9 protein-coding genes are annotated in these 12,627 nt (G+C 48.0%); 5 read left to right on the top strand and 4 right to left on the bottom strand.

Features of this window, described 5'->3' with window-relative positions; all coding sequences use genetic code 11:
* The first annotated feature begins 244 nt into the window (after nt 1-244).
* The 5 genes from IEY67_RS20195 to IEY67_RS20175 are packed head-to-tail and all read left to right on the top strand — an operon-like array spanning nt 245 to nt 8,495.
* Entirely contained in the window at nt 245-1,633 is a 1,389-nt protein-coding gene (locus IEY67_RS20195; protein ID WP_183672018.1) for a TolC family protein, read from the top strand.
* A gap of 46 nt (nt 1,634-1,679) precedes the next feature.
* Complete coding sequence (locus IEY67_RS20190; protein ID WP_158607117.1) at nt 1,680-2,927, top strand: efflux RND transporter periplasmic adaptor subunit; 1,248 nt, start codon at nt 1,680-1,682, stop codon at nt 2,925-2,927.
* A 15-nt stretch (nt 2,928-2,942) separates the two neighbouring features.
* Nucleotides 2,943-5,348 (top strand): ABC transporter permease, encoded by a 2,406-nt coding sequence (locus tag IEY67_RS20185; RefSeq protein ID WP_183672017.1) that lies wholly within the window; start codon nt 2,943-2,945, stop codon nt 5,346-5,348.
* Nucleotides 5,349-5,365: 17 nt separating this feature from the next.
* Nucleotides 5,366-6,055 carry an ABC transporter ATP-binding protein gene (locus tag IEY67_RS20180; protein ID WP_122353494.1) on the top strand — a complete coding sequence of 230 codons (690 nt, stop codon included), beginning with the start codon at nt 5,366-5,368 and terminating at the stop codon, nt 6,053-6,055.
* 16 nt (nt 6,056-6,071) lie between these two features.
* Nucleotides 6,072-8,495: an ABC transporter permease gene (locus IEY67_RS20175; protein ID WP_183672016.1), complete on the top strand. Its 2,424-nt coding sequence runs from the start codon at nt 6,072-6,074 to the stop codon at nt 8,493-8,495.
* 76 nt (nt 8,496-8,571) lie between these two features.
* Here the strand turns inward: IEY67_RS20175 and IEY67_RS20170 are convergent, their stop codons facing one another.
* The 4 genes from IEY67_RS20170 to IEY67_RS20155 form a co-directional block, all read right to left on the bottom strand.
* Nucleotides 8,572-10,002 (bottom strand): DUF4933 domain-containing protein, encoded by a 1,431-nt coding sequence (locus tag IEY67_RS20170; RefSeq protein ID WP_183672015.1) that lies wholly within the window; start codon nt 10,000-10,002, stop codon nt 8,572-8,574.
* Between the two features lie 160 nt (nt 10,003-10,162).
* Nucleotides 10,163-10,570, bottom strand: coding sequence for a PaaI family thioesterase (locus tag IEY67_RS20165; RefSeq protein ID WP_009860656.1), 408 nt, complete (start codon nt 10,568-10,570; stop codon nt 10,163-10,165).
* Between the two features lie 82 nt (nt 10,571-10,652).
* On the bottom strand, nt 10,653-12,128 hold the full coding sequence (cysS, locus tag IEY67_RS20160; protein ID WP_183672014.1) for a cysteine--tRNA ligase: 1,476 nt from the start codon (nt 12,126-12,128) through the stop codon (nt 10,653-10,655).
* A gap of 87 nt (nt 12,129-12,215) precedes the next feature.
* Nucleotides 12,216-12,626: a Fur family transcriptional regulator gene (locus IEY67_RS20155; protein ID WP_122353491.1), complete on the bottom strand. Its 411-nt coding sequence runs from the start codon at nt 12,624-12,626 to the stop codon at nt 12,216-12,218.
* Nucleotide 12,627: the final 1 nt, after the last annotated feature.

The following is a 12,627-nucleotide window of genomic DNA, read 5'->3' as shown; positions in this document are numbered from 1 at the left end:
TTAAAACCGACGGCAAATGGACCTGTAACTATACCAGCCCTATTGATGACTGATGGTTTATAGCTGAATAGTTCAAATCTTTCTAAAAGTGAACTATCCCATTATCAAAGAAACTTGGCTATTACAAGCCTTATATATACTACCTAGTCTGTGACGTCAAAATATTTGACAATTGCGTGTCAATATATTTTACAGTTTACATGTGCTTTATTTTTGTAATTATTGATAATCAATAAGTGATTAAATGTGGCATGCCATTTGCTCTTCTATTTACATGATGAAAATGCAAATAACAACCAAATATGGATTACGGGTTATAGGACTGTTGCTTTTAGGCTCGGTAGTCACAGCACATGCCCGGGATTCTTGGACTGTCGACTCCTGTATGCGTTATGCTATAGAGAAGAACCTGACGCTGAAAAACAGTCGGCTGGATACCCGTATTGCCCGTGAGGATTTTACTGCTGCAATCGGCGACTTCCTCCCTTCTGTTAGTACCAATGGGGCGTTCGGAAAACGGATGGGACGTTCGGTAGACCCGAAGACGAATATGTACACCACCTCTTCTTTTCTGGAAAGCACGGTGGGAGTGGATATCTCCTTACCTGTTTTTGATGGTTTCAAGCGTATCAACCGGGCACAGTTTACCCGGTTGAACAGGCAATTGAGCGGCGTAACGGAGAAAGCGGAAGAGAATCGGGTGGCTTTTGAGGTGATGGATGCCTATTATGTGTATATCTTTGACAGGAAGATGAGCCTATTGGCTGCCGAACAACGGAAACTGAGTGAACGGTATCATGAACAGATGCTTGAATATGTGGACCTCGGTCTTCGTTCCCCGTCGGATCTGCAGGAGGTGAAAGCCCGGTTGCAGAGCGATATTTATCAGGAGACAGTGAAAAACAAGACGGAACGCTTGTCGTTTCTGGCATTGAAGGAATTGTTACAGATGCGTGATTCGGATACGTTATCCATTGCTGATGTAGATGCAAAGGGAGATGAACCGCCGCTCCTCAGTAATTATTCGGCTCCGGACGTCTATGCCGAGTCGGAGACGACACTTCCCGAATTCCGGATGATGGACCTGCGGGAACAGACATCACGGAAATCGCTGGCGATCGCATCCGCTGCTTTCTCCCCTTCGATCCGGGCAGATTTCAGCCTTTATTCGGGCTATTACGATACGGAACGTAATGCAGACGGGCACATCGTCTCTTTTGGACAACAGATGAAAAATAACTGGAATAAGTATATCGGTTTGCGGGTATCGTTCCCGATCTTTAGCGGTTTATCGCGCTTCACGGCAGTCCGGAAAGAACGTTTTCGCCTGCAACAGGTCAGAAATAATAACGACCGGCAACGTATATCCTTATATAAAGAGATAGAAGATGCCTGCCTTACTCTCCAGGCTTCGGCAGAAGAGTATCATCAGGCCGCTTTACAACTGAAGGCTTTGACTACCACCCTCAAAGAAAATGAGGAAAAGTGGGAGGAAGGTATGATTTCCGTCTTCGAGCTGATGGAGAAACGTAACCTGTATATTTCAGCCAGGGCGGAACTGGTTCGTACCAGGCTGCAGTACGATCTGAAGCATCGGATGATCGAGTTTTACCGTACCGGGTCGTTTTTATAAATAGTAATTGAATAAAAATATAGATACAGATATGAATAACAACACCATGGACACTCCGATCGAACGGAAGTCCCGTTTGAAGAAAAAACATATTTACGTTGTAGCAGGCGGTGTCTTCCTGCTTGTCTGCGTGCTTTACTTTATCTTTCGTGATACTTCTTCCTCCATGAAGGTCGAGAAAGAGCGCCTGACGATTTCCACCATCATCCAGGGTGAATTCAACGACTATATCCGTGTGATCGGTCAGGTCTTGCCGGACCGTATCATTTACCTGGATGCCATCGAAGGCGGTCGTGTGGAAGAACGCCTCATCGAAGAGGGAACGCAAGTCAAAGCCGGAGATGTCATCCTCCGCCTGAGTAACCCGCTATTAAATATCGGCATCCTCCAGAGCGAAGCCGACCTTGCCTATCAGGAAAACGAACTTCGTAATACCCGTATCAGTATGGAGCAGGAGCATCTGAGCCTGAAACAAGAACGTATCAATCTGAATAAGGACCTGGTACAGAAAGAACGCCGTTACAAACAATACGAACGTTTGTACAACAAACAACTTCTTGCCCGCGAAGATTATCTTTTGGCAAAAGAAGATTACGAAAGCTCACGCGACCAACTCGTCGTACTGGACCAGCGTATCAGTCAGGACGACCTTTTCCGCAGCAGCCAGCTGGAGAGCCTGGATGAAAATATCCGGAATATGAAACGAAGCCTGGCACTGGTTCGCGAACGTCTGGAGAATCTGAAAGTGAAAGCTCCCGTAAGCGGCCAGTTAGGTAACCTGGAAGCCCAGATCGGCCAGTCGATCGCCCAGGGAGAACGCATCGGTCAGGTAATTACCCCCGAACTGAAGGTAGAAGCCAGGATCGACGAGCATTACGTAGAACGTGTCATGCCCGGCTTACCCGCCAGCTTCGAACGTGAAGGAAAGACCTATGAGATGGAAATGACGAAAGTCTATCCCGAAGTACGCGACGGTCAGTTCCGTACAGACCTCCATTTTACCGGTGGCCGTCCCGAAAATATACGTGCCGGACAGACCTATCACCTGAACCTGCAACTGGGTGATCCGGTACAAGCTATCCTGATTCCCCGCGGTAGTTTTTATCAGGCAAGCGGCGGACAGTATGTATATGTAGTAGATGAAGACGAGACCACCGCCCGTCGCCGTCCGGTGAAGATCGGTCGTCAGAATCCACAATATTATGAAGTGACCGAAGGCTTGAAACCCGGAGAGAAAGTAATCATTTCAGGCTATGAACTGTTTGGCGAGAACGAACGTCTTATAATCAGATAATAAAAAAAGAAAAGTATGGATTACCTGTCCCAAGTCATTAAAAGCCAGAGGGCCCGTAAGTCACTTTCGGTGATCAATATCCTCGGTCTGTCCGTATGTATCTCGGCAGCGCTGCTGATCCTGCTCTATGTCCGGTTTGAACTGAGTTACGATTCTTTCCATGACGGTGACCGTATTTACCGTGTCGAAAGCCGCCTGTATGAAGGAAAAGTACTGACCGACAACTGGGCCACTACCTCTCTCGGACACGGGCCGGTCATGAGTCGTGAGATTCCGGGTATCGAGAAGTTCGTTCGCCTTACCGCACAGGACAGGGAACAGGTCGTTACCTATCAGGATAAACAATTTGCCGAAGAACGTTATTGTTTTACCGAGCCCGCTTTCTTCGAATTGTTCAACTTCCCGATAAAAAGAGGAGAGAAGACAGGTCAGCTGGTCCGTCCCAACACCGTCGTATTAACGGAAAGTGCTGCTCACCGTTATTTCGGCGAAGCGGAGCCGTTGGGGAAGATCCTGACATTCCGGACGGCAACGGCCGAGCAGCATTTTGAAGTCACGGGCATTATCGACCGGATGCCGGCAAACTCACATTTACATTACGACTTCCTCCTTTCCTATTCCACGATACCGAAAGAGCGGCAGGATATCTGGTATGTCCACGGCGTGTATACCTACGTCCGCCTGGAGCCGGGAAAGAATCCGCAGGAGATAGCCGATGCCTTTGCCGCCATCTCCGATAAATACAAGACAGCCGCTTTGAAGCATAAAGACTGGCGGGTGGAGTTGATTCCGTTGAGAGAGATTCATCTTACCCCACAGAAATCGTATGAGAAAGAGACGAAAGGCAGCCGTACTGCCGTCTATATCCTGTCGGTGATGGCGGTTGCCCTGTTGCTTATCGGCTGGGTGAATGCCCTGAATCTGATGGTCGCCCGTTTCCTGGAGCGGGGAAAAGAGTTCGGTGTACGTAAAGCCTTCGGGGCATCCCGCAAGCAGATACTTTTCCAGGGATTGCTCGAAGCCGGGATCGTCAATTCCCTGGCTGCCTTGATTGCATTAGGTTGGCTGGAAGTGCTCCTGCCCGTCGTCAATTCCCTGGCTACCTACGATTTTGGAGAGAATGCTCTTTTGCAGCCGGAGTTCTGGGTTACCGTGTCGGGTATTATCGTTTTGGGGACTCTCTTTACCGGTTTATACCCTTCTTATCTCCTGACACGCATCCGTCCGTCGGATATTATGCGCGGGAAACTCTTGCACAGCCGGAAAGGAAATAGGATGCGGAAAGCCCTGATCGTCGTGCAGTTCGTCGCCTCCTTTATTCTGATAACCGGGACTTTCGTAGTCATAGCTCAGGTCCGTTATATGCAGAATGAAACGGCTTCAGCAGCGATGAGGCAGATCGTCGTTCTGAAATATCCCTCTTTCACGGATGAATTGTCTGCAAAGATGGAGAGCTTTAAAAAGCACTTGAAACAAAAGACATATATCCGGCAGGTCACTGTCTCCGGGGCAGTTCCGGGCGTGGAGGTTGCCAATTATTTTACTAACCGTCCTTATGGAAGCGACCAGTCGGAAGTGAAACTGATCCAGATGTTTGCTGTCGATTACGATTATCTCTCTACTTATTCCCCCGATATGGTTTGTGGCAGGGGGTTCTCGGAAGAATACGGGGATGAACTGAATAAAGTGGTATTGAACGAGGAAGCTGTCCGTCTGTTGGGTTTTCCTTCCAATGAGGCTGCTCTCGGCCGGCAGTTGACGATGGAGGTGGTGGAAGAACCTCTCCAGGTGATCGGCGTAGCCCGTAATTACCATCAGCAGTCGCTTGCCGTACCGTACAAACCGATCATCTTCTTCATCAAAGAACGCGTACCGTTTATCGGGACACCTTATATCTCCATCCGTATGGACGGCACTGCCGATGCAGCTCGTCTGGCGGAGATCGAACAGGCCTACCGGGATTTCTTCCCGACTTCGCTGTTCTCTTATTTCTATCTTGACGATTTCAACAGGAACCAGTATCAGGAAGACCGGAATTTCGGATGGATGTTTGCCGGTTCGGCCTTGCTGGCTGTTTTTGTCGCTTGCCTGGGGTTGTGGACCGTCACACTTTTCTCCACCCTGTCGAGGGTGAAAGAAATAGGGATACGTAAGGTATTGGGAGCGGGGAGAGTAAATCTTTTTGTAGTTTTGACACGTGAGTTATTACTCCTGACGGTGGTCGCGTCTGTGATCGGTATTCCTGCCTCCGCTTTCCTGATGAACAACTGGCTCGAAGGCTATGCGTTCCATATCGTACTGCCTTGGTGGAGTTATGCAGTAGCGTTTGTCCTGTTGATGTGTATCGCCTTCGGGACCGTCGCACGGCAGGTATGGCGCATCATCCGCCTGAAACCGATGTATATTCTTAGGAGTGAATAATTTATAAACAAAGAAATATGATTAAAACAGAAAAACTGTCTATGCTCTTCACAACGGAAGATGTACAGACCAAAGCATTGAATGAGGTAAGCCTGGAGATAAAGAAAGGCGAGTTTGTCGCTATCATGGGGCCTTCGGGATGTGGAAAGTCCACCCTGCTGAATATCCTGGGAACATTGGATTCATCGACTTCCGGTAAATATTACTTTGAAGGCAAAGAGATAGATAAGATGAGCGAGAGCCAGCTGACTTCTTTCCGGAAAGGGAACATCGGCTTTGTCTTCCAGAACTTCAACCTGATAGACGAGCTGACGGTTTTCGAGAACGTGGAACTGCCGCTGGTCTATCTGAACGGAAAGAAAGCGGACCGGAAAAAGAAGGTAATGGAGGTATTGGACCGTATGAATATTGCCCATCGCGCCGGACATTTCCCGCAACAGTTGTCCGGTGGTCAGCAGCAGCGTGTCGCTATTGCCCGTGCCGTGGTGACGGACTGTAACCTGATCCTGGCGGATGAACCGACAGGTAACCTGGATTCTACCAATGGTGTTGAAGTAATGGAGTTGCTTAGCGAACTGAATCGGCAGGGGACGACGATCGTGATCGTTACCCACTCACAGCGGGATGCGAAATATGCCCATCGCGTGATCCACTTATTAGATGGAAAAATCGTATCGGAAGATAGAAACAATATTTCCATCAAATAATCAGATAACAACGAATATGATCATATCAAATTATTGGAACAGTGCCTTGCGCAGCCTGACAAAGAAAAAAGGCTTCAGTGCAATCAATATACTCGGCCTGGCGATCGGAATGGCGGCCGCCCTGCTGATCCTGACTTATGTGGCTTTCGAATACAGCTACGACCATATGCACAGCCGCGCCGACCGTATTTTCCGTGTGGAAGCACGCTTTTTCGAGAACGGCGAGATGACCGACAACTGGGCTTCCAGCTCGGCAGGTTATGCTACTGCCATGAAACGCAACCTGGCCGGAGTAGAAGACTATACCCGTGTGGGTAGCCAGTATTACCCCGAACAAATCGTTAAATACAATGAACTTCTCTACCGTGAAACGAACATCGGCTACGCTGAGAAGAATTACTTTAACTTCTTCGATTTCGAGTTATTGAAAGGGGATAAGAACACCTGCCTGGATGGACCGAAAAAAGTAGTTATCACAGAACGCATTGCCCGTAAATATTTCAAGGGTGCCGACCCGATCGGGAAGATATTGATCTTCCGCAGTAATATCGGCGAGGAAGCATGCGAAGTGACGGGTATCATGAAGGATATGCCTGTCAACTCGCATGTGCGTTACAGCATGCTGATCTCATATGAAACACTTCCGAAATGGATGGATGAATACTGGTACCGGCATGAGGTGTATTCGTATGTTCTCCTGAAATCTGCCGATATGAAGAAGCAGGTCGAAGATGCTTTCCCTGCGATGGCAGAGAAATATAAAACGGAGGAAGCCTTGAAGAATAAAACCTGGGCAATCCAGCTGACCAACTTGAAGGAAATCCACCTGAATCCCCAGAAAGCCTATGAGCCGGAGACGAAAGGGAACCGTTCGTCCATGCTGGTTCTGATCTGTACGGCGTTGGCGATCCTGTGCATTGCCTGGATCAATTATATCAATATGACGGTAGCCCGTTCGATGGAGCGTGCCAAAGAGATCGGGATACGCCGGGCTTCGGGGGCAAGTCGCCGGCAGATTGTTACTCAGTTCCTGTTTGAATCGTTGGTGACGAACGGGATTGCCTTTATCCTGGCGCTCGGGTTGATGGAGGCGCTGATGCCTGCATTCAATAACCTGACATCGCGTGATCTGGGTTTCTCCGTGTGGGTAACGACCTCTTTGGGTTGGATGCTGCTGCTGATATTTGCACTGGGTGTTTTCCTGTCCGGTTTCTATCCGGCAACAATCCTATCGGGTATTAAGCCGATCAAAATGTTGAAAGGTAAATTTACGCATACGAAAAATGCGACGCTGACCCGTAAGGTGTTGGTTGTATTGCAATATACGGCGTCTCTGGCATTGTTGTGCGGCACGCTGATCGTTTATGCACAGTTACAGTATATGCGTCAGGCTTCGTTGGGTGTGCGTGTCGACCAGACATTGGTGCTGAAATTTCCGGCTCATTGTGAGGATATGGCTACCAAGCTGACTGCCATGAAACGGGAGTTGAAGGCATTGCCGTCTGTGAAGAACGTGACGGTTTCCGGTGCCGTTCCTGGGACGGAGGTGACCGACTTCCTGTCGATTGTCCGCCTGAGCGACGTGACGAAACAGACCCGTTTACTGGAAATGCTTAACAGCGATGTGTATTATCTGGATGCGTATGACCTGGAATTTGTTGCCGGGCGTGGCTTTGCAGAAGATTTCGGAGGGGATGTCTATAATATCGTCCTGAACGAAACGGCTGTCCGCACATTGGGTTTTGCTTCGCCGGAGGCTGCTCTGGGCGAACGTCTCTCCGTGGAGACTGTTGACCAGCCGATGCAGATCATCGGGGTTGTAAAAGACTATCACCAGCAATCGCTGAATAAGGGGTATACGCCTCTTCTGTTCGCCTTGCACGATAAGTTGAGCTGGATGAAACAGCGTTATATCTCTGTCGTTATGGAGAATGCGAATCCCCGTGAGCTGGTGAAACAGTCGGAAGAGATATGGAACCGTTATTTCCCTGATTCCAGCTTCGACTATTTCTTCCTGGATCAGTTCTTCGACCAGCAATACCGCCAGGATGAGGTGTTCGGCCTGATTGTTGCCCTCTTTGCCATACTGGCGATTTTCATTTCCTGTATGGGGCTTTGGGTATTGGTGATGTTCTCGTGCTCGACGAGGGTGCGTGAGATGGGAATACGCAAGGTGTTGGGTGCATCGAAAATACAGTTGTTCTATGAGTTGGGCCGCGAGTTCTTTATCCTGATCGGTGTAGCGGTCGTTATCGCACTTCCTTTGTCGTGGTGGGTTATGGACGGCTGGCTGGATCATTATTCATTCCGCACCGACTGGAAAGCCTGGTTCTTCCTTGTTCCGGTGATTTTATTGTGTGTGATCTCCTTGTTGACCATAGGCTGGCAGACTGCTAAAACAATCCTCAGCAAACCTGCCCGGTCGTTGCGGTATGAATAAAAAATAATGTGCCAATATGCCAATGGGAATAGCATTCCACACATTGGCATATTGGCGCATTGTCCACATTGACACATTATTCAAGTATCATCACAATCATCTCATCTTCCCCTAGTGTCCCGGCCAGTTGCCGGACGCGTTCCTGTTGTTCTGCAGGCAATTTGGAAAAGTTATCCATCTTCTGCAAGGCTTCCAGCTTTCTTTTGGTGTAAGAAGTGAACAATTTGTTATCCTGCCAGGTGAGTTCTCCTAAGATGGCAGGTATGCCGTCCGGCAGTTCCGTCGGCAAAAGGAATTCTTCCGGGTAACTATGATTATCCTGGATAAGCGATAACTGTTTTGTATCCTTGTTGTATAAAGCATAGGAATAGAATACGCTCTTCTCTTTACGGGTATTCGGGCAATCGTAATTTCTGGAATAAGTGATAAGAATAAAATGATCCGTGTCCACCCACGACTGGATAGCATACTTCTGCGATTTATCTCCGTACAGTCCGTTGTCTATAGTCAGTTTGTTTTCTCCGAATTGCAGGATATATTCCGGCTGCAAACGGTTAGGAGAGGAAAGACTGAATATCGTATCGTTGAATGCCTGTCTGAAATAGAATTTATCCTTGTTCTTATAAGTCCAGTTGCTTTCAGGAAATGCATACGGTCCGCTTAACTTAACGGTCGGGAGATTATAGTTTCCGAATATGCACAGGGTATCGTATGAGTTCTTATTGAACGTCGTGAGCATGTCCGGTGACCTGAAATTCCTCGATACGTTTACCAGGGTCGAATCGTCCAGGCTGGCCAGCAAAGTCGAATGTTTGTCGTCCATGAAGCGGATCTCTTCGACCAGGCGGCCGTCTTCAAGGGATTTCCATCCCATGATGTTGTAGTTGTTGACAGTGTCCCTACCTGCATAGCTGTATTGGTTTCCCGGTTCCAGGCTGATATTGCCAATCGGGCTTTTCCTGTTATTGGCATGAAATTCCAGTTTCTGGGTGGCAGGATCATATTTCAATCCCTCGATATGCGCGATCAGCAGTGTATCTGTAATCTGCCCGTTCGAATCAAAGCAAAAAGAACCGAAGAGATCGTTTGTCAGGATCCGGTTCTCCAGCAGTTGTATCTTTGTATTCACACCGCTGGCACTGCTCATTCCCCGGTCGTAAGAGACAATGATGCTGGCATCGTAAAGGAAAGTACCCTGTTCGGGAGATAAGGGACTTTTCAACGTGACACAGGTTACTTTACTGAAATGATTCTTCAGTGCGAAAGGTTGCGTGGGTAACTTGGCTGTAAAGTCCAGGATCACAGGTGGACTGGCTGGCGATATCCCTCGCTCTTCCGTATATTGTACACCGGGATTCAGATGATTGGTCTCGATGATCACCGGTGCTTTAGGGGCAGCTTCAACCGTTTCGTCCGCCTGACGGGTGGCTTGTTTCCCTCCGCAGGCACACAGGATGGTTCCGATACATAGAATAGCTGTCGTTGTTCTGATTTTCTTGTGTTTCATAATTCGTATATTTATAGTTTCAGGAAAATCAAAAGTAGGGAAAACAAAAACGTATAACAAAAAAAGGAGTTGACATATTTATCTCTTCCTGTTTCGTTATACGTTTGCTATTCAGGTATATAAAGCTATGATAAGCTATTTGTCCGTTGACATTTTGCTTTTATTCTATCGGGGCGAACGGCAGTTCCGTATCTTTCCTGTATCCGGAACCGCTGAATGTGGCGATTAGTTCACCTGCTTCGTTTGTAATATTAACTTCACAATTTGCCAGTCTTTTGTGACTGAATACTTCGCGTGCCTCGGCATAAAGGAAGCCTTTGCTTTCGGCTTTGAAGAAATTGATATTGGAAGTAATGGACAGAGTGAGCCGCGCATGGCTGTTGGTTGCCGCTGCGAAAGCCAGGTCGGCCAGTGTAAAGATGGCTCCTCCCTGACAAACACCACCACCATTCAGATGCATAGGCTTTATTTCCATACGCGCTTTGGCATAGCCGTTGCCCGTTTCCAGTAATTCTACTCCGGCAAATAATGCAAATTTGTCGCCCTGAAGAAATTCGTTGATAGTCATTATGATAATATGCTAATTTGAAAATATGCCAATGTGCCAATGAAGATACTCCGATTGGCATATTAGCACATTGACCGGTTGATTATTTGCTAAGTTTCCACTCTGCCCCATCCTTGGTATCCTTGATGTCGAATCCCATGGCGGTCAGTTCGTTACGGATCTTGTCGGAAGTAGCCCAGTCCTTGTTTGCTTTCGCCTGCTGGCGGATAGTCAGCAACAAGTCTACAGCCTTGCCGAATGTCTCGTAGTTGTTGCCTCCGGCAGAAGCTTCGTCTCTCATACCCAGGATATCGAATATGAATGTATGGAATACGTCCTGCAGTTCTTTCAGGTCCTCAGCAGAGATGGTTGCGTTGCCGTCCTTTACAGAGTTGATGGCGCGGGCGGCATCGAACAGATGAGAGATAACGATCGGTGAATTCAGGTCGTCATTCAGTGCGTCGTAACATTTCCTGCGAAGGTCTTTCACATCGACAGTCGAAGCGTCCGAAGCAGTCAGTTTCTGCAGATGGTTATAAGCATCCATCAGACGGCTTAATCCCTTTTCAGCCGCTTGCAGTGCTTCGTTGCTGAAATCTACTGTACTGCGGTAATGGGCCTGAAGGATAAAGAAGCGGATCGTCATCGCCGAGTAGGCCTGACTCAACATTTTATGGTCGCCGGTAAAGAATTCGTCCAGCGTAATGAAATTACCCAATGACTTACCCATCTTCTGCCCGTTGACGGTAATCATGTTATTGTGCATCCAGTAGTGGACCATATCCTCACCCTGTGAGGCAACCGCCTGTGCAATCTCGCATTCGTGGTGCGGAAAGATCAGGTCCATGCCGCCCCCGTGGATATCGAAATGCTGTCCCAGGTATTTCTTACCCATAGCCGTACATTCGCAGTGCCATCCGGGGAAACCGTTGCTCCATGGAGAAGGCCAGCGCATGATATGCTCCGGCTGTGCACATTTCCAGAGTGCGAAGTCGATCGGGTTATGCTTCTCGTCCTGTCCGTCCAGTGCACGGGTCGTATTCAGCATATCCTCGATATTGCGACCGGAAAGGACCCCGTAGTTATGATCTTTGTTGTATTTCTCTACATCGAAATAAACGGAGCCTTCGCTTTCGTAGGCATATCCGTTGTCGAGGATCTTTTTTACCAGTTCGATCTGTTCGATGATATGTCCCGAAGCATGCGGTTCGATACTGGGAGGAAGCACGTTGAGAGCGTCCATCGCCTTATGGTAGCGGTTCAGATAGAACTGCACCACTTCCATCGGCTCCAATTGTTCCAGACGGGCTTTCTTGGCGATCTTGTCTTCGCCTTCGTCCGCATCATGTTCCAGGTGGCCGACATCGGTTATATTGCGTACGTAACGCACCTTGTATCCTATATGTGTAAGATAGCGGAACAACAGGTCGAATGTGATAGCCGGGCGGGCATGTCCCAGGTGCGCATCTCCGTAAACCGTCGGACCACAGACATACATGCCTACGTGGGGTTCATGCAACGGAATAAATTGTTCCTTCTTTCTTGTGAGCGTGTTGTAAATACTTAATGGATGTTCCATATCTGTTTTATACTTTAAAGGTTGCTTTGCTTTCTCCCGTATTTTCATAACCGGAAGGAAGACAGACCGCAAAGATAGTGTCTTTGTCTATTTTGAGCAATCTTCGCAGCAACCTTTTAATACGTAGTTGATACTTTCCAGCGTAAAATTACGCGGTAGTTCCACCATCGGGACCGGAATATTGCGCAGACAAAACGTCCGGTGGCATTTTAAACAATAAAAATGCGCATGAAGTTCTTCCACGGAACAATTACATTCGTTTCCGCAAACCGAATACTTCAATGAGCCTGAACCGTCGTCGATACAATGAACCAGGTGATGCTCCAGAAAAAGGTTGATCGTCCTGGATACTGTCGATTTATCCACTGTCTCCAGATAGTTTTCCAGGTCGAGCGAACTGAAGGCACGCTCGAATTGCATCATGGCTTTCAGGATAAGCAAACGGATAGCGGTCGGCTTTATCTTTCTTCTGTTCAGTATGTCTAAATAAACTTCCATA

The sequence above is a fragment of the Parabacteroides faecis genome, assembly GCF_014647375.1.
GTDB classification, from domain to species: Bacteria; Bacteroidota; Bacteroidia; order Bacteroidales; family Tannerellaceae; genus Parabacteroides; species Parabacteroides faecis.
This window is presented reverse-complemented; position numbering and strand designations above follow the sequence as displayed.